The organism is Rhodopila sp., assembly GCF_965277825.1.
In the GTDB taxonomy this organism is placed as follows: domain Bacteria; phylum Pseudomonadota; class Alphaproteobacteria; order Acetobacterales; family Acetobacteraceae; genus Rhodopila.
Genome location: NZ_OZ255846.1, coordinates 1,452,656 through 1,473,614 on the forward strand (window position 1 = coordinate 1,452,656; position 20,959 = coordinate 1,473,614).

At 64.6% G+C, this 20,959-nt stretch carries 20 protein-coding genes and 1 pseudogene; 12 read left to right on the top strand and 9 right to left on the bottom strand.

Going from position 1 to position 20,959, the window contains the following annotated elements; genetic code table 11:
* Positions 1-87 precede the first annotated feature (87 nt).
* The 5 genes from ACQY4T_RS07355 to pgsA all read left to right on the top strand — a co-directional run bounded on the left by ACQY4T_RS07355 (position 88) and on the right by pgsA (position 5,946).
* On the top strand, positions 88-834 hold the full coding sequence (locus ACQY4T_RS07355) for a DUF1194 domain-containing protein (RefSeq protein ID WP_428539485.1): 747 nt from the start codon (positions 88-90) through the stop codon (positions 832-834).
* Positions 835-1,028: 194 nt separating this feature from the next.
* The gene (locus tag ACQY4T_RS07360; protein ID WP_428539488.1) at positions 1,029-2,024 is read left to right on the top strand and encodes a glutathione S-transferase family protein; all 996 of its coding nucleotides are present in this window, start codon (positions 1,029-1,031) and stop codon (positions 2,022-2,024) included.
* A 145-nt stretch (positions 2,025-2,169) separates the two neighbouring features.
* On the top strand, positions 2,170-3,114 hold the full coding sequence (locus ACQY4T_RS07365) for an aldo/keto reductase (protein WP_428539491.1): 945 nt from the start codon (positions 2,170-2,172) through the stop codon (positions 3,112-3,114).
* A 207-nt stretch (positions 3,115-3,321) separates the two neighbouring features.
* Positions 3,322-5,193, top strand: a complete 1,872-nt coding sequence (gene uvrC / locus ACQY4T_RS07370) for an excinuclease ABC subunit UvrC (RefSeq protein ID WP_428539494.1) — start codon at positions 3,322-3,324, stop codon at positions 5,191-5,193.
* A 69-nt stretch (positions 5,194-5,262) separates the two neighbouring features.
* Positions 5,263-5,946, top strand: coding sequence for a CDP-diacylglycerol--glycerol-3-phosphate 3-phosphatidyltransferase (gene pgsA, locus ACQY4T_RS07375; RefSeq protein WP_428539497.1), 684 nt, complete (start codon positions 5,263-5,265; stop codon positions 5,944-5,946).
* Between the two features lie 83 nt (positions 5,947-6,029).
* Here pgsA and ACQY4T_RS07380 read toward each other — a convergent pair whose 3' ends face one another.
* Entirely contained in the window at positions 6,030-6,491 is a 462-nt protein-coding gene (locus ACQY4T_RS07380; protein WP_428539500.1) for a hypothetical protein, read from the bottom strand.
* A gap of 256 nt (positions 6,492-6,747) precedes the next feature.
* Here ACQY4T_RS07380 and ACQY4T_RS07385 point away from each other — a divergent pair, with 256 nt between their 5' ends.
* The gene (locus tag ACQY4T_RS07385) at positions 6,748-8,337 is read left to right on the top strand and encodes a porin (RefSeq protein WP_428539503.1); all 1,590 of its coding nucleotides are present in this window, start codon (positions 6,748-6,750) and stop codon (positions 8,335-8,337) included.
* Between the two features lie 266 nt (positions 8,338-8,603).
* On the opposite strand, the gene ACQY4T_RS07390 is transcribed toward ACQY4T_RS07385, so the two are convergent.
* Both ACQY4T_RS07390 and ACQY4T_RS07395 read right to left on the bottom strand, forming a co-directional pair.
* Positions 8,604-9,797 carry a CaiB/BaiF CoA transferase family protein gene (locus ACQY4T_RS07390; RefSeq protein ID WP_428539506.1) on the bottom strand — a complete coding sequence of 398 codons (1,194 nt, stop codon included), beginning with the start codon at positions 9,795-9,797 and terminating at the stop codon, positions 8,604-8,606.
* Positions 9,798-9,894: 97 nt separating this feature from the next.
* On the bottom strand, positions 9,895-10,161 hold the full coding sequence (locus tag ACQY4T_RS07395) for a hypothetical protein (RefSeq protein WP_428539509.1): 267 nt from the start codon (positions 10,159-10,161) through the stop codon (positions 9,895-9,897).
* A gap of 17 nt (positions 10,162-10,178) precedes the next feature.
* Here ACQY4T_RS07395 and ACQY4T_RS07400 point away from each other — a divergent pair, with 17 nt between their 5' ends.
* Positions 10,179-10,358 carry a hypothetical protein gene (locus ACQY4T_RS07400; protein ID WP_428539512.1) on the top strand — a complete coding sequence of 60 codons (180 nt, stop codon included), beginning with the start codon at positions 10,179-10,181 and terminating at the stop codon, positions 10,356-10,358.
* A 60-nt stretch (positions 10,359-10,418) separates the two neighbouring features.
* Here ACQY4T_RS07400 and ACQY4T_RS07405 read toward each other — a convergent pair whose 3' ends face one another.
* From ACQY4T_RS07405 to ACQY4T_RS07415, 3 genes are read right to left on the bottom strand one after another with little or no spacing between them, the layout of a single operon-like run.
* A complete protein-coding gene (locus ACQY4T_RS07405; protein ID WP_428539515.1) occupies positions 10,419-11,810 on the bottom strand; it encodes an MFS transporter in 1,392 nt (463 codons plus the stop codon).
* Positions 11,803-12,870 carry a glycosyltransferase family 9 protein gene (locus ACQY4T_RS07410; protein WP_428539518.1) on the bottom strand — a complete coding sequence of 356 codons (1,068 nt, stop codon included), beginning with the start codon at positions 12,868-12,870 and terminating at the stop codon, positions 11,803-11,805. Before ACQY4T_RS07410 ends, ACQY4T_RS07405 begins: the two co-directional genes overlap by 8 nt.
* An 11-nt stretch (positions 12,871-12,881) precedes the next feature.
* Positions 12,882-13,799 carry an allantoinase PuuE gene (locus tag ACQY4T_RS07415; protein WP_428539521.1) on the bottom strand — a complete coding sequence of 306 codons (918 nt, stop codon included), beginning with the start codon at positions 13,797-13,799 and terminating at the stop codon, positions 12,882-12,884.
* A 160-nt stretch (positions 13,800-13,959) separates the two neighbouring features.
* Here ACQY4T_RS07415 and ACQY4T_RS07420 point away from each other — a divergent pair, with 160 nt between their 5' ends.
* The 4 genes from ACQY4T_RS07420 (at position 13,960) to ACQY4T_RS07435 (ending at position 17,670) form a co-directional block, all read left to right on the top strand.
* Positions 13,960-14,949, top strand: coding sequence for a mitochondrial fission ELM1 family protein (locus ACQY4T_RS07420; RefSeq protein ID WP_428539524.1), 990 nt, complete (start codon positions 13,960-13,962; stop codon positions 14,947-14,949).
* A gap of 1 nt (position 14,950) precedes the next feature.
* Entirely contained in the window at positions 14,951-16,822 is a 1,872-nt protein-coding gene (locus ACQY4T_RS07425; RefSeq protein WP_428539527.1) for a hypothetical protein, read from the top strand.
* Between the two features lie 246 nt (positions 16,823-17,068).
* Positions 17,069-17,239, top strand: coding sequence for a hypothetical protein (locus tag ACQY4T_RS07430; protein ID WP_428539530.1), 171 nt, complete (start codon positions 17,069-17,071; stop codon positions 17,237-17,239).
* A 92-nt stretch (positions 17,240-17,331) separates the two neighbouring features.
* A complete protein-coding gene (locus tag ACQY4T_RS07435; RefSeq protein WP_428539533.1) occupies positions 17,332-17,670 on the top strand; it encodes a ComEA family DNA-binding protein in 339 nt (112 codons plus the stop codon).
* Between the two features lie 38 nt (positions 17,671-17,708).
* Here the strand turns inward: ACQY4T_RS07435 and nikR are convergent, their stop codons facing one another.
* On the bottom strand, positions 17,709-18,029 hold the full coding sequence (gene nikR / locus ACQY4T_RS07440) for a nickel-responsive transcriptional regulator NikR (RefSeq protein ID WP_428539536.1): 321 nt from the start codon (positions 18,027-18,029) through the stop codon (positions 17,709-17,711).
* 74 nt (positions 18,030-18,103) lie between these two features.
* Positions 18,104-18,166, bottom strand: a pseudogene (locus tag ACQY4T_RS07445) (hypothetical protein); the annotation flags it as partial.
* Positions 18,167-18,259: 93 nt separating this feature from the next.
* Here ACQY4T_RS07445 and ACQY4T_RS07450 point away from each other — a divergent pair.
* The gene (locus tag ACQY4T_RS07450) at positions 18,260-19,318 is read left to right on the top strand and encodes a HoxN/HupN/NixA family nickel/cobalt transporter (RefSeq protein ID WP_428539539.1); all 1,059 of its coding nucleotides are present in this window, start codon (positions 18,260-18,262) and stop codon (positions 19,316-19,318) included.
* 21 nt (positions 19,319-19,339) lie between these two features.
* On the opposite strand, the gene ACQY4T_RS07455 is transcribed toward ACQY4T_RS07450, so the two are convergent.
* On the bottom strand, positions 19,340-20,857 hold the full coding sequence (locus ACQY4T_RS07455; protein ID WP_428539542.1) for a 4-hydroxyphenylacetate 3-hydroxylase N-terminal domain-containing protein: 1,518 nt from the start codon (positions 20,855-20,857) through the stop codon (positions 19,340-19,342).
* Between the last annotated feature and the right edge of the window lie 102 nt (positions 20,858-20,959).

Here is a 20,959-nt window from a genome sequence, read left to right on the forward strand (position 1 = left end):
CTGGCGGATGCCCAACGGGTAGGCGCCAGACGAGATGCGGCGGGGCGTTGCTGCGTCGAGGCAGATTGATCGCGGGAGGCTTGTTGCATGGTTCGCATCGCCCTGGTTCCGATGGCCAGCCTGTCGCTGCTGATCCTGGCGGTGGCGCAACCGGCCCGAGCCGATAACGTCGATGTCGCCCTGGTGCTGGTCACCGATGTGTCCCGCAGTATCGATGACACCGAATTCAAACTAGAGAAGGACGGCTACACCAGCGCCTTCACCACCCAGAAAGTGCTGGATGCGATCAAGGGCGGCCCCAACGGCAAGATCGCCGTGTCCTATCTGGAATTCGCCAGCAGCTTCGAGGTGCGCACGGTGCTGGATTGGACGGTGATCCGCGACCAGGCGTCAGCCCGGGCGTTCGCCGACAAGCTGGCGGCGGCGCCGCGGTCGTTCTGGGGTCGCACCGCGATCAGTGCCGGGGTGGATCAGGCGGTGCAGCTTCTCGCCGAGAGTGGAATGAACGCCACGCGTCACGTTATCGACGTCTGTGGCGACGGCACCAACAACGCCGGGCGGGAGATCTCCGACGCCCGCGACGACGCCATCAAGGCCGGCATCACTATCAACGGGCTGGCGATCATCAACGACCATCCGGTGTCGTGGACCTTCGCCCATGTCCAGCCGCCCGGCGGCCTGGCGAACTATTACCGGGCCAACGTGACCGGAGGGCCGGGCAGTTTTGTGCTGGAAGTGCACGATTTCTCTAGTTTCGGTGAGGCGATGACCAGAAAGCTGGTCGATGAGATCGCAACGGGACCATCGAAGCCGAAATTTGCCGCTGACCACTAGATCTTTTCCAGCCCGGCGGGCCATGCTGAATACTCCGGCTGGCTGTCTGGAGCGGGTGATCGACCGGCGGCGGGGGTTGGGCGCGGCGCGATCGTGCCGGTATGGCTTCGATCGTGCCGAGGTCGGGTGGGTTTCGTTCTCGGTATTCGGGCACACGGCGTGAACCACCAAGGTCGCATACCAGGAGGGACTGGATGGGTTTACTGAGCAACGGTGTGTGGCAGGAGCAAGCGCCGCCCGTCACCAAGGATGGTCATTTCGAGCGCGGCGACAGCGCATTCCGCAACTGGATCACTTCGGACGGCCGCCCGGGTCCGACCGGACAGGATGGATTCCGGGCGATGGCCGGGCGATATCAGCTTTATGTCTCGCTCGCCTGTCCGTGGGCGCACCGGACACTGATCATGCGGGCGCTGAAGGGGCTGCAGGCGATCATTCCGGTCTCGGTGACTCATTGGCTGATGGCGGACCACGGCTGGACCTTCGCAACGGGCGATGGCGTGGTCGCCGATCCGCTGTATGACAGCCGCTATGTCTACGAACTTTACGCCCGCGCCGACGACGACTACACCGGCCGGGCGACGGTGCCGCTCCTCTGGGACCAGCACACCCAGACCATCGTCAACAACGAATCCGCCGATATCATCCGCATGTTGGGGTCCGCGTTCGATCAGGTCGGGGCGGTGCCGGGCGACTACTACCCGAAGGCGTTGCGGGGTGAAATCGATGCCGTCAACCAGCGGGTCTATGCCACGCTGAACAATGGCGTCTACCGGGCCGGCTTCGCTTCCACTCAAGCGGCGTACGAGGCGGCGGTCGTGCCGCTGTTCGAGACGTTGAACTGGCTTGAAAGCCGGCTGTCTCAGTCACGCTTCCTGTGCGGGGACGCATTGACCGAGGCCGACATCAGGCTGTTCACGACGTTGGTCCGGTTCGACTGCGTGTACTATGGTCATTTCAAATGCAACATCAGGCGGATCGTCGACTACAAGAATCTGTGGGCCTACACGCGTGACATCTTTCAGATTCCCGGCATCGCCGAGACCGTGGATTTCGGTCACATCAAGCGGCACTATTACATGAGCCACCGGCGGATCAATCCGAGCGGGATCGTGCCGGTCGGCCCCAGCCTGGATTTCGACGCGCCGTCCGATCGCGGCCGCGGCGTGGACAAGCTGATCGTGTTCTGATCGGCCCCAGGGGTCGGCACCATCGGCTGACCCCATTGGTCGGCACCAGGGGGTCGGCGGCGCGCTGATTGGCAGCGGGGTTCGGTTTGACCATCCCGCGCTACGGGGCAAAGCTGGGAGCGAACATCGTTGGGACCCAACATCCATGGAAATCCGCAATCTTGGCCAGTCTGGCCTTCGGGTATCGTCGATCGGCCTGGGCTGCAACAATTTCGGCGGCCGGATTGATGAGACGGCGACCAAGGCGGTGATCCACAAGGCGCTCGACCTCGGCATCAGCCTGTTCGACACGGCCGACGTCTATGGCGAACGCGGCGGGTCGGAAACGGTGATGGGCCGCGTGCTCGGTGACGACCGCAAGCGCATCGTGCTGGCGACGAAATTCGCCATGCCGATGGACGACAGCGGCGAAATGGCTGGTGGATCGCGGCACTATATCATGGCAGCCGTCGAGCACAGCCTGCGCCGCCTGAAGACCGACTGGATCGATCTCTACCAGATGCATCGCGCCGACCCGCGCACGCCGATCGAGGAAACCTTGCGTGCGCTGGACGACCTGATCCGCCAAGGCAAGGTGCGCTACATCGGCTGCTCCAACTTCGCCGCATGGCAGATGACCGAAGCTGCGTGGACCGCGCGCACCGCCGGGCTGAACGGCTTCGTCAGTTGCCAGGACGAGTATTCCCTGGTGCATCGCGCGGCGGAGGCAGAATTGTTGCCGGCGGCGCGAAAGCTCGGGTTTGGACTACTGCCGTACTTCCCGTTGGCGAGCGGGCTGCTGACCGGCAAATACCGCCGCAACACGCCGCTGCCCGCCGGCACTCGGCTGGCCGAGACCCAGCGCCTGGCGGATCGTTACCTGACCGAGCGGAATTGGCAGATCTCGGAGAAGTTGGCGGATTTCGCTGAATCGCACGGCCATACGATGCTGCAGTTGGCGTTTTCGTGGTTGCTGGCGCAAAGCCCGGTCGCCAGCGTGATCGCCGGGGCGACCCAGCCGGACCAGCTTGAACAGAACGTCAAGGCCGGCGATTGGGCGCTGACCGTGGATGAGACGGCGGAGATCGACCGGATCGCCGGGCCGGCCTGAGCGTTGTCGCGGTTGCGACGCGGGTGATTATGGCGGCGTGGTATGGATGGCGTTGCCTTCAGCCGCTCAGGCGACGCCCATCAGCGAACCCGGGCGATCAAAGATCGGGTTGGCGACTGGAACCCACCCGTTGGGCAATCCACTATCATAGCGGTGTCCGCGGCTCAGCAAGCCTAGGAAAAGTCCCTGAAACCCGGTCCTGATGAGATGAATGCAAACAGCGATAAAGGCGCCATCGTAATCGAGGCCGCACTGGAGACCATGCCCTCCGTCCCCGGCGTCTACCGGATGATCGACGCCAAGGGCGATGCGGTCTATGTCGGCAAGGCACGTAACCTGAAGCAGCGCGTGAAGGCCTACGTTCAGGACCGGCGGCTGTCGGAACGCCTGCGTCGCATGGTGTCGGATACCGAGTCGGTGGAAATCGTCACCACCCACACAGAGGCGGAGGCACTTCTTCTCGAAGCCAATCTGATCAAGCGGCTTAAGCCTAAGTATAATATAGTCCTGCGCGACGACAAATCCTTTCCCTGGCTGGTTATGGGAGAGGATCATCCGTATCCGCAAGTATCGAAACACCGCGGTGCACAGATCCGTAAGGGAAGCTACTGGGGTCCATTTGCATCGGCCTGGGCGGTCAATCAGACGGTTACCGCCATGCAGCGCGTGTTTCTGTTGCGATCCTGTGCCGACACCGTGTTCGCCAGCCGGACGCGGCCGTGTCTGTTGTTTCAGATCAAGCGTTGTTCCGCACCCTGCGTCGGCAGGGTCGCACCGGACGAGTACGCCAAGCTAGTGAAGCAAGCCAAAAGCTTCCTGGCCGGGAAGTCGGGCGACGTCCAGCAGGAGCTCGCTGCCGAGATGGAAGAAGCGGCCAGATCGTTGAACTTCGAACGTGCCGCGGCGGTGCGCGACCGCCTGCGCGGATTGACCTTCGTGCAGGGCAACAGCGTGGTGAACCCGGCCAGCCTGAGCAATGCCGATGTGATCGCCGCCTGGCAGACCGCGGGTCGGACCTGCGTGCAGGTTTTCTTCGTCCGCGGCGGTCATAACAACGGCAACCGGCCCTTCTTTCCCGTCCACACGAAGTCGGAAGAGATACCCGAGGTCCTCGCGGCGTTTATTGCCCAGTTCTACGATGACAAACCTCCGCCGCCACTGCTGCTGCTCAACGAACAGCTACCTGAGGTCGAATTGATCGCCGAGGCGTTGTCCTTGAAGGCGCCCTACAAAGTCGAAATCGTCTGCCCCCAGCGCGGCGAAAAGCGTGACGTCGTGCTGCATGCGGAAGTCAATGCTCGCCAGGCGCTCGAGCGTAAGCTGGCGGAATCGACCGCGCAGGCCAAGTTACTCGAAGGCGTCGCAAAGCTGTTCAATCTGGCGGCGTCGCCTGAGCGCATCGAAGTCTATGACAACTCCCACATTATGGGCGCCAATCCTTATGGCGTGATGATCGTCGCCGGTGCCGCGGGGTTCGATAAGTCGGCCTATCGGAAATTTGGCATCCGTGGACCGATCACACCGGGCGACGATTTCGCCATGATGCGTGAAGTGCTGCAACGGCGGTTCTCGCGCGCGCTGAAAGAGCAGGCCGACGGTGCCGCGCTGACGGATTGGCCGGACCTTGTCCTGATCGATGGCGGGGCGGGACAACTGACGGCGGCGCGTGACGTCATGGCCGACCTGGGCGTGAATGATGTAAAGCTGGTCGCAATCGCCAAAGGGCCGGATCGCGACGCCGGGCGCGAGTGGCTGCACACGGATGGGACCGTTCCTTTTCAACTCCCGCCGAACGATCCGGTGCTCTATTTCCTGCAGCGGTTGCGGGATGAAGCGCACCGCTTCGCCATCACCACCCATCGAGCGGGACGTTCGACCGCCATCCGCAGGAGCGAGCTCGACGAAATCCTGGGCATCGGTTCAGCCAGGAAACGCGCGTTGCTCAACCATTTTGGATCGGCGCGCGGCGTCAAGATGGCGGGCCTGGCCGACCTTGAGGCCACGCCAGGCATCAGTCGAGAGACGGCGCTTCGCGTATACGCCCATTTTCATCCCGGCGCGCAGCGAGAGAACGCTTGATCATCGGTTGCTGCTTCCGCCAAAAGCGATAATCGCCTATGTGGTGATGATAAATCATTCTGGTTCGGCGTGATGACCGATCTTCCCAACCTTCTGACGCTTTCGCGTATCGCGGCGATACCGCTGCTGATCGCATTGGTCGCGTTTGCCACGCCGGCGGGAGATTTGGCGGCATGCGTTGTCTTCAGCATCGCCGCCATAACAGATTATTTCGATGGCAAACTAGCTCGGTCCCGGTTCGCGCAATCCGACCTGGGACGCATGCTGGATCCGATAGCCGATAAGCTGCTCGTTGGCGCGACGCTGATGCTTCTCGTCGGCCAGCATCGGCTGTCCTCGCTCGGACTCTATCCGGCCATCGTCATTGTGCTTCGCGAAATCCTGGTCAGCGGCTTACGCGAGTATCTGGCCGGCATTCGGATTGGTCTTCCGGTAACGCGGCTTGCGAAATGGAAGACAGGCTTCCAGATGGGCGCGCTCGGCACGCTGCTCGCCGGAAGCACCTCCGCCGGGATGCTCGGCATCGGCTTCCTTCCGGTGTCTCTGATCGGAGAGGCGATGCTTTGGATCGCCGCGGCCCTGACGCTGATCACAGGTTGGGATTATCTCAACGCCGGATGGCGTCATGCCGCTGCTGTAGGAACCAGCCGGCCTTCGGTGGCTGAACCCCCGGATGACGCGGGACGTTCTGGACCGGACACTCTGCCTGATACACGCAAGTTAAGCTCACTTTCTTCACAGGCCTCGCCCTAATCCAGGCCTGAGCCAAAATGGTCTTGGTCGAGCGATTCACTTGCCGTTCACGTGCCGTAAAGATTCCGCTCAGCGCGATCGGCCTAATGTTCATCAAGGAAACGACGAATCTGCTCTTCGCCGATGGTTTTTTCGGCGCATAGACCGGACAGGTCGCGATGAAAGCCCTGCAAGCGGTCCAATAATGCTTCCGGCGTGACGTCGATCTGCACCGGACAGCCCTGGCGGTGCTGGCGACGGAGCCGGCGCAGAATGTTTGATCTCCCGGCGCCTCCGCCGAACGGCTCGAAGAACAACAACTTGTAGTAGAAGATGTGCGGCGGACGGGTATTCGCTGGACGAAGAACAATTTCCGCAATCTCGTCGATCCAGTTGATCAGTTCGCGGATCCAGAGTTCACGATCGGCACCGGCCGGCATTGTCCAGAGCCGAAGCAGATGGTCGTTTATCGGCTTCTCCAGTGCCGTGATGATACGTTCGGCCTTCTTCTGCGTGTAGGCCATTTCGAGCAGTACGTCTGAAGCAATCAGATCGTGCAGTTCCATCTGGTCTTATCCTCAGCCCCCCTTTCGGCGCCTACAACACAGATTGCGATAGGTCAAACTAGGCGCCATGTGGCTTTTCCGCAACGCTTGTGTACGAACACCACGCTGCGACTTGGGGAAGGTTGCGCAAGTGTTAACGCGCGGTCATTAACGTTGCCGAGGGCTGGCGGTTTGTTTCGCTGGGCCCGGGGGGCCCGAACGGGCGGTGCATGCAAAGCGGATTGCCGGTGTACCGGCGTCATTATGGAGGACTCACATGCGTAAGCTTCTCATGGCCAGTGCCGCCGTTCTTGGAGCATCCAGCAGTCTGGCGTTGGCCCAGCCGATCGCCAACCCCGCCCAAGGTCAGTTGGCCGCGCCGTATGGCGCCGGCCCGGCCGCGAACAACAACAACAACGCCTGGGGCACCGCCAATACGCCGTCGGGCGGTGCGGCTGCTGGTCCGCTCAGCACCATCTATGCGCCGAACGTGGACAAAGTTCCGGCTCCTGGAACCATCGTCATCCGCCTAAACGGCCGTGTCGAAGTAGACGTGACCGCCAACTACACTAGCGTCGACAAAGGCGTTACCGGGACCGGCGCTCCGACCGGCTTCAAGCTCAATCCAGTCGGGATTTCCAGCTACGTGCGCCTGTATCCAGGCTTCGACGGGTTGGCCGCCAACGGCTTGCGCTACGGCGCCGCCGTCGAACTCCGCGAAAATGTCTCCGGCGGCACTGCCAATGGGTCCACCTTCGCAAACGGCACCAGTGTCGGAGCCAACGGATTAGTCCCGTCCGGAACCGCAACCGGGCCGAGCACCAACTCTTCGAACGAAACCGTATTCGTCCGCCGCGCCTTCAGCTACCTGGCGTCGGATCGGGCCGGTATCGTGCGCATTGGCCAGACCGACGGCGTCATCGGCCTGTTCGACAACTGTATCTTTACTTCGCAGTGCTGGGACGCCGGCACCGGCAACTTCAACGGCGGCGAGCCGCTGCAAGGCATCGGGCCGGGCGGCCCCTCCGTTCCGTTCGTCTGGTTGGCCCAGGCCGGAGCGGAGTACGGCAATTCGAAAGTCGTCTATCTGTCACCCCAGTTCTTCGGCTTCGACTTTGGTGTGCAGTACGCCCCGAACGAGGGCAACTCGTTCCAGAATACCGGCAACGGCGTTGGGTGCAACCAGGCCAGCGCAAGCTGCATCAACGTCTCGTCCGGCAACGATCCCACCCGTTGGCTCAACCAGGTGGGTGCCGGTCTGCGCTTTCAGCAGACGTTCGGGCCTGTGGACTTCAAGGCCTATGGTTTTTATGAAACAGCCGGCAAGGAAAACCTGACGACCTCGCCCTACGCGACCACGACCCAGGCTCGGCTTGGAACCGTCGTCGGCGGCGTCGCCGCCGGTGCACAGACCCTGCGCTATAACAACCTGGGCTTCTACAAGGCAGGCGTCGCGGTCACGGCGGCAAATTTCACGCTGGCCGGTGATTATATTGGTGGCAAGGTGAACGGTCAGCTCGCCGAGCAGCCGACCGGCGGTGCAAACGAAAACGCGATCTTGGGGGGTCTGACCTATGCCAATGGCCCGATCACCCTGGGGGTGGAATACGGTGTAGTAGAAAGCCAGGGCGATGCCCGCCTGACCGGCATCTCCCAGCGACACGAGTATGAGTTCGGTGGCGGCGGTGCTTATCGGCTTGCTCCGGGCATCCAGTTGGTTGCGGAATATCAGTATGAGTATCGTCACCAAGGTGGTTTCGACTTTGCCACGGGCACGCTCGGCGCTGGGGGCACCGCCACCGCGGTGGGCCGAACAAATGATGCGAAGGCTCAGGGCTTCCTGTTCTCAACGGTGCTGACCTGGTGAGCTGCACGGCTCACGTAACAGATCGATGACAAAGTTTGGGTGGCCCAATATGCTGGGCCATCCAGACGGTTTAGCGCCACAAGTCCGTGACGGCAGGGTGAGCACCGTCGGCGCCACCCGGTGTTCGTACGGCTCGGCGGCATAGCCGGCTTGCGGCATGTCGCCAGCACAAGCCCAGCCGACCATCCTCAACCGTCGGGGATATTCGTGACTACGCCACTTTCCTGCGTATCGAGTTGAACCCGACGGATCGTCCAGGTCGGGTATCAGATCGCTCCGGCCTGCTCCAGCGCTGCAACCGCATCAGCTCCCAGCCCAAGCCATTCGCCATAGATCGCCAGATTGTGCTGCCCGAGGGATGGGCTGGGCAGCGGTTCGACCGGCTCCGATCCGTGCAGCCGCAGCGGGGAGTTCGGCACGATGATCGATCCCAGCGCGGGATGCTCGATCCGCTGCAGCATGCCGCGGTCGTGCATGTGGCGATCGTTCATCACCTCGACAGCGTTGCGCACCGCGGCGGCGGGGATGCGGTGGCGTTTTGTTGCCGCCACGACATCGGCGTTGTCCAGGCCGACGGTCCAGGCCGTCACCAGCGCCTCGGTCGCGTCCATGTTGCGGGCGCGCGCCGCATGGGTGGCGAAGCGCGGATCATCCAGCAGGTCGGCGCGCCCCATCACGCGCAGCAGAGCCTGCCAGTGCGCGTCGGTGACGGTGTAGATCGCCACCCATCCGTCCCTGGTCCGGAACGCGTTGTACGGCGCGCTGCCCAGCCCGGCTGGGCGGTTGCCGGTGCGCGGGGGCACCTTGCCGGTGCGCAAATGATAATCGTAGCTGGTGGCGAGCGTCGGATAGACCGCCTCTTGCATCGCCACCTCCACCAGTTGGCCCTGCCCGGTGGCTTGGCGCTGTAACAGCGCGCTGACCACCGCCGCGTACAAATGGATGCCGCCGAGGAAATCGACCAGCGCCGGGCCGGCCTTCATCGGCGGTCCGTCCGGATCGCCGGTGATGCTCATGATGCCGGAGGCGGCCTGTACGGTGAAATCCATCGCCAGGTTGTCGCGGTCCGGCCCGCTAATGCCGAAGCCGGTGCCGGTGGCGTAGATCAGGCGGGGATTGATCGGCCGCAGCACGTCGTAGCCGACGCCCAGCCCATCGAGCGTGCCTGGGGCGAAGTTCTCCAGCAACACGTCGGCCCTTGCCACCATCTGCTTCAGCAGATCCTTGCCGGCGTCGGATTTCAGATTAAGCGTCACGCCGCGTTTGTTGGCGTTCAGCATGGCGATCGGCAGGGTGGTTTCGCCACCGGTGGCGATCACCCGCCGGCGCAGCGGCTCACCGCCCGGCGGCTCGATCTTGATCACGTCGGCGCCGGCCTTGGCCATCAGCATGGTGGCGTAGGGACCCTGATAGATCTGACCGAAATCGAGCACGGTGATGCCTGCCAGGGGGGTTGTCATTCGTGGGACCCTTTTGTTGCGTTTGGGGGAGCATAGAGTGGATGGGGGGCGGTGGCGACGGCTGGGGGGTGAACCACTGATGGCGGGTTCGAACGGTTTAATGGGGAAACAAGCTGTTTCGGCGCGTATAGGGATCAAATGCTTGGCTGATCGCTTTTTTGTTGTTACATTTAACGATGGAGATAGGCTGCGATCCAACGAAGAACGCCTGGAACATCCGTGAACGCGGGCTGTCCTTCAATGCGGTTGCCTTGCTGGACTGGAACTGGATGGCATCCGGGCGACCGGACGCGGATGCAACAATCGCGTCGAGAAAGTGCTGCGCGAGGCGATTGAGAAAGGGGTGCTCTGAGGCATTCTGCACGGGAAAGGACGGCTACCATGCCTAATCTCAAGAACGAACAAACTAAGCATCTTGCGCGGTGGACGATTCGCGGCCGGTCCGGCGATCTGGCCAACCAGCTAGAGGAACTTGGGAAGCAGTGCGCGGCCCTGGCGGATTATGACTTGCGCAGCCCGGACGAGATTGTCGGTTATGACGAGACCGGCATGTGGACCTGATGGCGATCGAGACGCCTCGGGTCGCGGTTTGCACCAATGTCCGTCCGGCCCGGCCGCCGGTCAGGCCGCCGTCAGCCGGCTGAAGCTGACGCAGGCCGCCACCGCGGCCACGCCGGCGGCGATGAACAGCGTCACCGTGGTGCCGGTCAGCGGAAACGCGGTGAACACCAGCGCCACCATGGCCGCGCCGGTGGACTGGCCCAGCAGCCGGGCGGTGGCCTGCATGCCGCTGGCTCCGCCGGTGCGGATCGGTGGCGCTGAAGTAATGATCGCGCGATTGTTCGGCGTGTTGAAGAAACCAAACCCGATGCCGCACAGCGTCATCCGCCAGACGATGTCGAGGGTGGACGGATGGTCCGGCAGCAAACTCATCGCCAGCAGCCCCAGTCCCATGACCACCAGGCCGCCGCCGCCCAGCAGCCCGGCGGGATATTTGTCCGCCAACCGCCCAGCGAACGGCGCGATCACCGCCACCACCAGTGGCCAGGGCGTCATCAGCAGCCCGGTCATCACCTGATCCAGTCCGAACCGGTGCTCGAACAGGAACGGCATCGACACCTGCGCCGCGGCCTGGGCAATGAACGCGCAGACCGACGTGGTCACCGACAGCGCGAACAGCGGGATGCGCAGCAGATCGACCGGCAGCAGCGGCGCGGTGCGGCTGAGCTGGCGCACCACCAGCACGTAGCCGGACACCGCGGCGACGGTCAGTTCCACGCCGACGCGGACCCACGAGTCGCCGTGTCCCATCTCGGAGATGCCGAACAGCAGCAGGCCGAACGCCACCGCCTGCAAAGCCGCGCTGGGGAAGTCGAACCGGCTGCCGGACAGCGGCGTCATCGGCAGCGTGCGCAGCGCGATCACCGCGCCGAGCAATCCCAGTGGCACATTGACCGCGAACAGCCAGGGCCAGGGCGCCACCGCCAGGATCACCGAGGCCACCGATGGGCCCAGCGCCGAGGCGATCGAGCCGACGGTGGCGTTCAGCCCGACGCCTCGGCCGAGCCAGCGGCGCGGGTAGATGAAGCGGATCAAGGCGCTGTTGACGCTCATGATGCCGGCCGCGCCAAGGCCTTGCAGCATGCGCGCGACGATCAGCGTCGATAGCGAGGACGACAGCGCGCAGGCCAGCGAGGCCAGCGTGAACAGCACCAGCCCGGCCTGGTAGATCCGCCGGTAGCCGTAAATCTCCCCAAGGGAGGACAGCGGTAACAGGGAAATCGTCACCGCCAACTGGTAGGCGTTCACCACCCAGATCGAGTTCGCCGGCGAGGTGTTGACCTCGCGCGCAATGGTCGGCAGCGCGACATTGGCAATGCCGCCGTCGAGCACCGCCAGGGTCAGGCCGAGGGCGATGGTCAGGATTGCCCACATGCGCTGCGGCATCGGCACGCCGTCGGCCGGGACGCCGGCGGCGGTACTTCGTGTCGGCCGGATCGGACTATCAGGCATCAGTCGGTCGGGCATCAGTTGGGCGGGCATCAGTTGGGCGGGCATCGGTCGGGGGGGCAGCCGGTCGGACATCAGTCGGGGGGGCATCGGTTGGGCCGCAATCGGTCGGCAGGCTTTGCAACACCGTCTCCACCGCCAGGTCCGACAGATCCGGCTGCTGCAGAATCCGGGTCCAGCGACCGCTCGGGGCGCATTGCGACGGGTTGGAGTCGGCGGAAAACAGCGTGATCGCGGCACAGCCGGCAGTCGCGATCAGATGCATCGGGCCGGTGTCGTTGCCAACCGCGAAGCGCGCCGCCCGGGCCAGGTCGGCCAAGTCGCCGAAGCCGGTCTGCCCGGTCAGGTCGATCGCTGAGGGGATCTCGGCGGCGAGGTCGCGCTCCGACGCGCCGCCGATCACCACCGGCGCGATCCGCTTTCCGGTCAGATGCCGTGCCAGCGATTGATAGCGCACCGCTGGCCAGCGCTTCGCCGGACGCGAAGGCGAGCTGCCGGGCACCAGCAGCGCGAAGGCTGGCGGCAGCCCGAAGCGAGCGATGTCGCCGCGGCACCAGGACAGGTCGGCCGGCGGGAACACGCTGATCCCGGCCTGGCGCAACTGGCCCTGCTGGCGGACGGTGTCGTGCAGCACGTTGCGCTTCGGATCGCGATCGGGCAGCGCGCAGCCGAACGCGATGCCGGACCATTGCGGCCGACGCTTCGCGGGGAACAGCCGAAAGTAGCGCGAGGATCGCGCCGAGGTCTGCAGGTCGTACACCCTGGCGAACTGCCCGTCGGCCAACGTTTGGCCCAGCCGGTGCAAGCCCTGCAGGTCCCACCAGCGTGGTCGCGGGTCAACCAGGACCTCATCGAAGTAGGGAAACTCCCGCAGCCAGCCGGCGTAGGCCTTGCTGGTCAGCACGCTGATCCTGGCGCCAGCGTGATGCTGGCGGATCGCGGCGAACGCCGCCAGCGACAGAATGATGTTGCCGAACGCGCCGAGTTTGACGACCAGGATATTCTGCCGCGCGCTCCGCGCATCCGGCCGCGTCGCCATGGTCGCCTGCGCATCGGGGGGCATGCAGTTCCGTATCAGCGCGCACCCGCAGCAGCAACCGGCGGAGGGAAATTAGCGGCCCAGTGGCGAGCGATATCCAGACGCCTGGTGATCCAGACTCCGTCGAACCGGCCGATGTGGTCGAGCAGGCGTTGCAGGCCGGCGGCTCTGGCCGGATGCCCGATCAGGCGCATGTGCAGCCCGATCGACAGCATTTTCGGCTGCGTCCGGCCCTCGGCATAGAGGAAGTCGAACGCGTCGCGGCAGTAGTGGAAGAAATCGTCGCCGGTGGCGAAGGTGCCGCGGCCATATTTCGAATCGTTGGTGGACAGGGTGTAGGGCACCACCAGATGGGGCTGGCGGTCGACCTCGGTCCAGTATGGCAACTCGTCGTCGTAGGCATCGGAGTCGTAGAGGAAGCCGCCTTCCTCGACCAGCAGGCGGCGGGTGTTCACGCTGGGACCGCTGCGGCAGTACCAGCCCAGGGGGCGTTCCCCCATTGAGGTCCGCAGCGAGGCGATGGCGCGGGCGATCCGCTGGCGCTCGACATCCTCGGACAGTTCGAAATGCTTTTCCCAGCGCCAGCCGTGGCAGCAGACGTCGTAGCCGGCCTGGACGATCGCCGCTGCCGCCGGGGGGTTGCGCTCCAGCGCCAAGGCGCAGCCGAAGATGGTTATCGGCAGGCCGCGTTGCTGGAATAGCCGCAGCACCCGCCAGAAGCCGACCCGGCTGCCGTAGGCGAACATGCCCTCGGCGGCGAGGTCGCGCCCGACCACGCCGGGGTCGCCGCCGCCATATTCGGTCAGTGCCCATTCCGAGGCGGGATCGCCGTCGGCAATGGAGGGTTCCGAACCTTCCTCGAAGTTCAGCACGAAGTTGACCGCCAGCCGGGCCTGGTTCGGCCAGTTGGGATTGGGCGGGTTGGCACCGTAGCCGATCAGATCGCGTTGCATGGGCGGCATTCTGTCCGATGACCCGTCCAACGTATAGAAGGTGCAATTGCGCAACGCGAGGCACCCGGGCGACAGGGACTCGGGCGCAAGGAGGGAGGCTGGGGTCCGCATTGACCTTTGATGATTGACGTTTGATGGCGGGGCGCCGAAAAGCCCAGGCATGTCCGACATTGCCGCCGCATGGGTGATCAGCGAGGGTCTGGCCGGTTTGCGCGCGCAGGCGCTGGGGCTGGCCGAGGCGGCTGGTCTGACCCCGGAGCTGCGCGAGTTGAAGCCGGGTGCGCCGTGGAAATGGATTGCCGCGAAATTCTGGCCGAACCCGCTGGCCGCGGTGGCCGACGCGGTCAGGGCGCCGCGCCCGGGGATCGCCATCGGCTGCGGCGGCATGGCGGGGTCGGTGCTGGCGGCGCTGCGGCGGCGGTCGATGCGCGTGGTGCAGGTGCAGAATCCGCGCATGGATATCAGCCGGTTCGACCTGATCGTGGCCAACCGCCACGACGAACTGACCGGGCCGAACGTCTTCGTCACCCGCACCGCGCTGCATCGGGTCACGCCGGCGAGGCTGGCGGCCGAGGCGGAGATCTGGCGCCACCGACTGGAGCGGTTTCGGCGCCCGCTGGTGGCGGTGCTGTTGGGTGGCAGCAACGGGCGCTACCGGCTTGACCGCGAGGTGGGCGCCCGATTGGCGGCCGAGTTGGCAGCGATGGCGAGCCGCGACAAGGTCGGTGTGGTGGTGACGCCGTCGCGGCGCACCGACCCTGGCGTCACTGAGCTGATGCGCGCCGCGCTGACCCCGAGCGACGGCTGGGTCTGGGATTTCAGCGGCGAGAACCCTTATTTCGGACTGCTGGCGCTGGCCGACCTGATCGTGGTGACGCAGGACAGCGTGTCGATGATCTCGGAGGCGGCGGCGACCGCGGCGCCGGTTATGTTCGCGGCACTGCCGGGGTCGTCGCGGCGCCAGCGGATGTTTCTCGACGGCATGATGCGGGAGGATCGGATTCGCCCGTTCGGCGGGCGGTTTTCGACCTGGAAGGTGGCGCCGATGAACGACACGCCGGCCGCCGCGGCGGAGATGCGGCATCGTTTGGGGATGCCGGGGCTGGGAATGCCGGGGCTGGGAATGCCGGGGCTGGGGTTCGGCGGCTGACATGTTGCGAATTCAAACCTTTGACGCCCGGGCCGGGGGTAATGTCATCTACAAGGCGCTGGCGCATCCGTTGGCGGCCGAGGCGATCACCGGTCTGTACCACCGGCTGGAAGCTCCGGTCGCGCTATATGACCCCGACGGCATCGCCGACGCCCTGCTGGCAATGTATCCGACCGCGATCGACAGCGTGTTCGTGCACGATGTCGGCGCGGTGGGGCAGGCCCGGGGCGGGCTGACCGCGCGAGCGGTGACCCGGATCGGAGAAAGCGGCGCGCGTTCGGTGCTGGTCGCCGGTTTCGACGCCGCCAGGACGGTGGCCAGGGTGGCGCCGATGCTGCCGGTCGGGGCGATGGTGGCGACGCTGGACGACATCCGCCTGCCGGATGCCCTGTTGACGATGCGCGCCCGCTACCTGGACAAGCTGAACTTCGCCAGCAACCACGCCTTCTTTCGCGATGCCGATGGCTTGAGCACGCGCGTTGTATCGGCCAATTACTGGGCCAATTACGGCGCCGCCGAGGTACGGCTGTGGCTGCGGCTGTTCGATAGCGACGGTGCGGTCCTGGCTACCTGGGAGCAGGCGTTGCCGTCTGGTGCCGGCGGGTTCTCGATCGACAGCCGCCAGGTCAGGCAGCGTTTCGGCCTGGGCCCGTTCACCGGCCAGTTGTTCATCCATGCGATCGGCGTCGCCGGCCACGACGTGGTAAAATACGCGCTGGATACTTACGCCTCCGACAACGGCGCGTCGTTGTCGTGCACGCACGACGCTAACGCGTGGCCGTCGGACCGCTTTGCCGGGCTGCCGGCGCCTCGACCGGACGAGCGGGTGGTGCTGTGGCTGCAGAACAGCCACGCGGTGCCGATCCCGGCGGCAGGCATTGCGCTCGACCGCATGGGGGCCGAACGACCGGTAGCGATGGCGCACGAAATCGGCCCGTTCGCGACGGTGGCGCTGGATGTTGCCGATCTGCTGCCGGGGCTGCGGTGGCCCGCGCAGATCGAGATCCGCGCCGGGCGCCATGTGGTGCGGCCGCGCTATGAGGTGACGCAGAACGACCGGGTGCGGATCGCCCATGTCAACGTCGAGCGCGACAATCTGCGCGCCGATCCCGGGATAGCCACGCTGCCGGCGGAGATGGGGCGCGGCTATATCCTGCCGTTCCCGATCCTGCCCAAGGTCCGGTTCCGCACGTCGTTCCAACCGACCCCGATGTCCACCGCGCAAACCAACCTGCCGATTCGACTGGATGTGTTCGCCACCGACGGGACCCGGCGGGGCGAGAAATTCCTCGGCTGCCTGCGGCGCGACCATGGGCTGGCGATGGACCTGGACGGGTTCGACGTGGAGCAGGGACATGGCGAGCTGGTGTATGATTTCCGCGACGGCGGCGAGGCCGACGGCTGGCTGCACGCGCTGTTCCGCTACCAGGACCGCGGCTCGGGCCACGCCGCCGAGTCGAGCTTCGGGGCGCATATCTTCAACACCGCGATGACCTATCGCGACGAGCCGCAATCCTATGCCGGGCCGCCGCCGGGGCTGACCACAAGGCTGTTCCTGAGGCTGGGCAATGCGGCCCGACGCAGCTTCGCGGTGCTGATCTATCCGGCGTCGGGGCCGTGGCATAGGTTTTCCTCGACCACGCTGCAACTGCTTGACGGTGCTGGGGGGCTGGTCGCGGAACAGCCGGTGCGGATCGCCTGTTCGGGGTCTGTCATGGTGTGGCCGCACAGCGCGTTCGATGCGGCGGACTTGGCGGCGGCAGGGCCGGATGGCTACGTTCTGGTGCGCGACCAGACCTGCCGCCTGTTCGGCTATCACGGGTTGATGGATCAGGCCGGCGGGTTCTCGCTGGACCACATGTTCGGGTTCTGATGGGGGCGCGGCGGCGGCGCTGTTGCGCCGATCACACGGCGCGCGGTTTCCCGGCGGAAATTTCCGAGAATTCGTAACGAATTCGCTTTTTCCAGTTGCGGCGCGGCTGGCGGATGCGGCAAGAATGCGGCGTTGCCGATCACAATGTCGCGAGTTTATTTAAGCCAACTCCCAGGTAACCGCGACATCGGAACCACCTCGACGGCTCGCTGAACACCGCAACCAAATACGCATAAGGCCAAGTCTATGTCGCACTCCACACCTTTCTCGGTCGAAGAGCATGTCCATGGTGAAACGGTCTGGGTCGCGTTGCGTTCGCGCGGCGCGGACTGGTCCTGGCTGACGCCGGATGAGGCGGTCCGGCTTGGGCGCGAATGGATCGAGAGATACGCCGCGGCTTCGGTCGCGGCCGAATAGTTGTCGCGCCGGTTCGGCTACCGGCGCGAACCGGGCCGAACCGGTGCGCCGTCGCGGCGTTAACCTGCTTGTCGCAACAACGGGGGACACAGATGAAATTCGGCACTCTTGGCCTGGTCGGGACCGTTGTCGCCGCGCTGGCGCTGCCGGCGGCGGCGCAGACCCCACACACAACCCCGAGCAAGTCTTCAGCTACGCTGGCTTCGCCTAGCCCGACGACCGGTTCGAGTTCGGCCCGTTCGACGTTGGTTGACATCAACTCGGCGTCGGCGGCTGACCTCGACGCGCTGCCGGGGGTGGGCAAGACGCGGGCGGCCGCGATCATCAAGGGACGTCCCTACAAGGGCAAGGACGATTTGGTGAACCGCAAGATCCTTCCGTCGAACGTCTATAACGGCATCAAGGACAAGATCATCGCCAAACAAGGCTAGGCATTTTGCCGCTTGGCAGAAGTTTGGGCGGCAAAAGCCTAGGCATGGACATGCGAATGGGCGGCCACGCCGGATCCGTGATCGTGGGTGGCGACCGACGTCCGCACCGGTACGATGTGCAGATTGGCATGCCGAACACCCCTCTGCGCAGTTAGCACATCGGCCAATTCGCGCACCGCGGACGTATCCCCCTTCAACACCGACACCTCTAGACAACTTCCGTGATCAAGGTGGACGTGCATCGCGGCGACGGTGAGGTCGTGATGGTCGTGCGAGGTTTGGGTGAGCCGCCGCGCCAGGGCGCGCGTCGCGTGGTCGTAGACATAACCGAGCACGGCAATGCAGGGCGCTGCGTCCACGAATTAGGCTGCCGCGTCGCCGAATCGCAAATCATGTCCCGCACCGCGTCCGACCGGCTGGAGTAATTGCGCCGCCGTACGACAGCGTCGAGCGTTACAAGCAAATGATCGTCGATGGTGATGGTGATGCGCTGCATGGCGTCCTGATCCGATGACGGCGCCAGACTGCTCACTGGACGTCCTACTTTTCAAGCAAATAGTATGCTGAAAACGACACCGTGGGGACAGCCGTGCAGCGTGTCATATCAAGCATTTTCAGCGACCAGGGGGACAATCTCCGACCGAAGATCGCGGGTCTCTACGCGATCCTGATCGGATTCAATGTCGCCGCCTGGGCTTGGGCGTTGATGGCATTCCGCCAACATCCGGTGCTGCTCGGCACGGCATTGCTGGCCTACGGTTTCGGCCTGCGTCACGCGGTGGATGCCGACCACATCGCGGCCATCGACAACGTAACCCGCAAGCTGATGCAGGAGGGAAAGCGGCCGGTCGCGGTCGGATTGTTTTTCTCATTGGGTCATTCGACGATCGTCGTGCTGGCCTCGGTCGCCATTGCGGCGACGGCGATGGCCTTCAGGAACCGGTTCGACGGCTTCCAGAGCGTGGGCGGCGTGATCGGCACGCTGGTCTCGGCGCTGTTCCTGCTGGCGATCGCGGCGATGAACATCGTGATCCTGATCAGCGTGTGTTGGACTTTCCAGAGGGTGAAGGCCGGGGCGCCGTACGTGGAGGAAGACCTGAACATGCTGCTGGCCGGGCGGGGGCTGCTGGCGCGGTTGTTCCGGCCGATGTTCCGGCTGATAGGGCGGAGCTGGCAGATGTATCCGCTGGGTGTCCTGTTCGGCCTGGGTTTCGACACGGCGACCGAGGTGGGGCTGCTTGGCATCTCGGCCGCGCAGGCGTCGCACGGCCTGTCGATCTGGTCGATCCTGGTTTTCCCGGCGCTGTTCACCGCGGGCATGTCGCTGGTGGACACCACCGACGGCATCCTGATGCTTGGCGCCTATGGTTGGGCCTTCATCAAGCCAATCCGCAAGCTGTACTACAACATGACGATCACCTTGGTTTCCGTGCTGGTCGCCTTGCTGGTCGGCGGGATCGAGGCGCTTGGGCTGATCGGCGGTCAGTTCAGCCTGAACGGCCCGTTCTGGGATGGCATCGGTGCGCTGAACGACAATTTCGGCACCATCGGCTACCTGATCATCGCCGTCTTCGTGTCGAGCTGGATCGCCTCCGCGGTGATCTACCGGGCGCGCGGATACGATCGGTTGGAGGTTAATGCCGGCTGATAACGGCAAACGATCCCGTGGTCAGTTCCAGGTGTCGCCGGTCCAGCCGTTCTCGTCGTAGTCGGCCATGCACTGGTCGACCAGCGCCTCCATTTTGGCCATGTCGCCGCCCTTCTCCGCCCCGGTCAGGGTCTGGGCGCGAATGTCCTCCCAGCCGCCGGCGTAGTTGCGTTCGTACAACTCGTGCCGGCCGCCGAATTCGGTGCCGACGCAGTCCCACAGCAGCTTCATGATCTTGATCCGCTGCTTGTAGTCGATGCCGTGGGAGCCGCGGACATATTGCCGCAGGTAGGGTTCGATCGCGGGATTGGCGAAATCCCTTGCCGACGACGGCAGATAGATCAGGCCCGAGGTGACGGTGCGCTCGATGATGTCCTTGATGCGCGGATAGGCGTCGGGAGCGAACACGCGGTAGGCCTGTCCGGCCTTCATGTCGGGCAGCACCGCGTCGCCGTTCCAGGGGTTCGGGTTGTGCGCCATGGCGTTGGACAGCGACCAGAACAGGTTGCGCCAGGCCACCGCCTCACCCAGCAGCACCTGGTTGCCGCGGGCCTCGTCGCCGCCGGTGCAGCGCAGCGCCTTGGCCAGCAGGCCGACGATGAAGTCCAGCTTTACCGCGAACCGGGTGCAGCCCTGGAACTGGAAGCCCTGGGTGAAGCCGGAGCGCGGGAAAAAGCTGAGCACGCGGGCCGGATCGCGGTAGATGAAGACATCCTCCCAAGGGATGAACACGTTATCTAGGACGAAAATCGCGTCGTTCTCGTCGAACCGCGAGGATAGCGGATAATCGAACGGGCTGTTGTGCCTGGCCGCCTGCTCGTACGAGGTGCGGCAGAACAGTTTGAGGCCGGGGGCATCGATCGGCACCAGGAACATCAGCGACATGTCCAGGTCCTCGGTCGCGGTTTTCGAGGATTGGCCCATGAAGTTGTAGTGCGTCATCGCCGCCGATGTGGCGACCACCTTGGCACCCGATACCATGATGCCGCCGTCGACTTCCTTGCGCACGCAGACGAAGACGTCCTTGCTGGCTTCCGACGGCTTGTGCCGATCGAGCGGCGGATTGACGATCGCGTGGTTCATGAACGGCACGGTTTCTTGGGCCCGTTGGTACCAGGCTCGGGCGTTGCCGGCGTAGGGCCCGTAGTATTCCGGGTTGCCGCCCAGGGTGTTGCTGTAGGCGGCCTTGTAGTCCGGGGTGCGGCCCATCCAGCCGTAGGTCAGGCGCGACCACTCGGCGATCGCGCCCTGTGCCTCGATCAGGTCCTGGCGCGACCGTTGCACCCGGAAGAATTTGTGGGTGTAGCCGCCCGAGCCGGTGTCGGTCGGGCACGTCAGCGTATCGTGTCGCTTGGGGTCGTGCAGCGCGTCATACAGCCGAGCGATCGAGCGGACGGAGTTGCGAAATGCCGGATGGGTGGTGACATCGGCGACCCGCTCGCCATCGATGTAGACTTCGCGTCCGTCGCGCAGACTTTCGATGTATTCCGCCCCGGTGTAGGGCCGGCGCTTGTCGGCGATGACGTCTTCCGGACGCATGTTGGGTTCTCCCTGATGAGACCGACCGGGGCTGACACAGGCCGATCGTCACGCCGGCGGAGGTTAGCCTATCGCAACCTGAAGTGCGCAATATCTTGGAAC

Coding starts and splice junctions, on each gene's coding strand:
- ACQY4T_RS07360 (WP_428539488.1), top strand. CDS start 1,029: ATGGGTTTACTGAGCAACGGTGTGTGGCAGGAGCAAGCGCCGCCCGTC.
- ACQY4T_RS07405 (WP_428539515.1), bottom strand. CDS start 11,810: ATGCCTGATAGTCCGATCCGGCCGACACGAAGTACCGCCGCCGGCGTC.
- ACQY4T_RS07425 (WP_428539527.1), top strand. CDS start 14,951: ATGTTGCGAATTCAAACCTTTGACGCCCGGGCCGGGGGTAATGTCATC.
- ACQY4T_RS07435 (WP_428539533.1), top strand. CDS start 17,332: ATGAAATTCGGCACTCTTGGCCTGGTCGGGACCGTTGTCGCCGCGCTG.
- ACQY4T_RS07415 (WP_428539521.1), bottom strand. CDS start 13,799: ATGCAACGCGATCTGATCGGCTACGGTGCCAACCCGCCCAATCCCAAC.
- ACQY4T_RS07430 (WP_428539530.1), top strand. CDS start 17,069: ATGTCGCACTCCACACCTTTCTCGGTCGAAGAGCATGTCCATGGTGAA.
- ACQY4T_RS07390 (WP_428539506.1), bottom strand. CDS start 9,797: ATGACAACCCCCCTGGCAGGCATCACCGTGCTCGATTTCGGTCAGATC.
- ACQY4T_RS07455 (WP_428539542.1), bottom strand. CDS start 20,857: ATGCGTCCGGAAGACGTCATCGCCGACAAGCGCCGGCCCTACACCGGG.
- ACQY4T_RS07385 (WP_428539503.1), top strand. CDS start 6,748: ATGCGTAAGCTTCTCATGGCCAGTGCCGCCGTTCTTGGAGCATCCAGC.
- ACQY4T_RS07420 (WP_428539524.1), top strand. CDS start 13,960: ATGTCCGACATTGCCGCCGCATGGGTGATCAGCGAGGGTCTGGCCGGT.
- ACQY4T_RS07365 (WP_428539491.1), top strand. CDS start 2,170: ATGGAAATCCGCAATCTTGGCCAGTCTGGCCTTCGGGTATCGTCGATC.
- ACQY4T_RS07410 (WP_428539518.1), bottom strand. CDS start 12,870: ATGCCCCCCGATGCGCAGGCGACCATGGCGACGCGGCCGGATGCGCGG.
- ACQY4T_RS07355 (WP_428539485.1), top strand. CDS start 88: ATGGTTCGCATCGCCCTGGTTCCGATGGCCAGCCTGTCGCTGCTGATC.
- ACQY4T_RS07380 (WP_428539500.1), bottom strand. CDS start 6,491: ATGGAACTGCACGATCTGATTGCTTCAGACGTACTGCTCGAAATGGCC.
- uvrC (WP_428539494.1), top strand. CDS start 3,322: ATGAATGCAAACAGCGATAAAGGCGCCATCGTAATCGAGGCCGCACTG.
- ACQY4T_RS07400 (WP_428539512.1), top strand. CDS start 10,179: ATGCCTAATCTCAAGAACGAACAAACTAAGCATCTTGCGCGGTGGACG.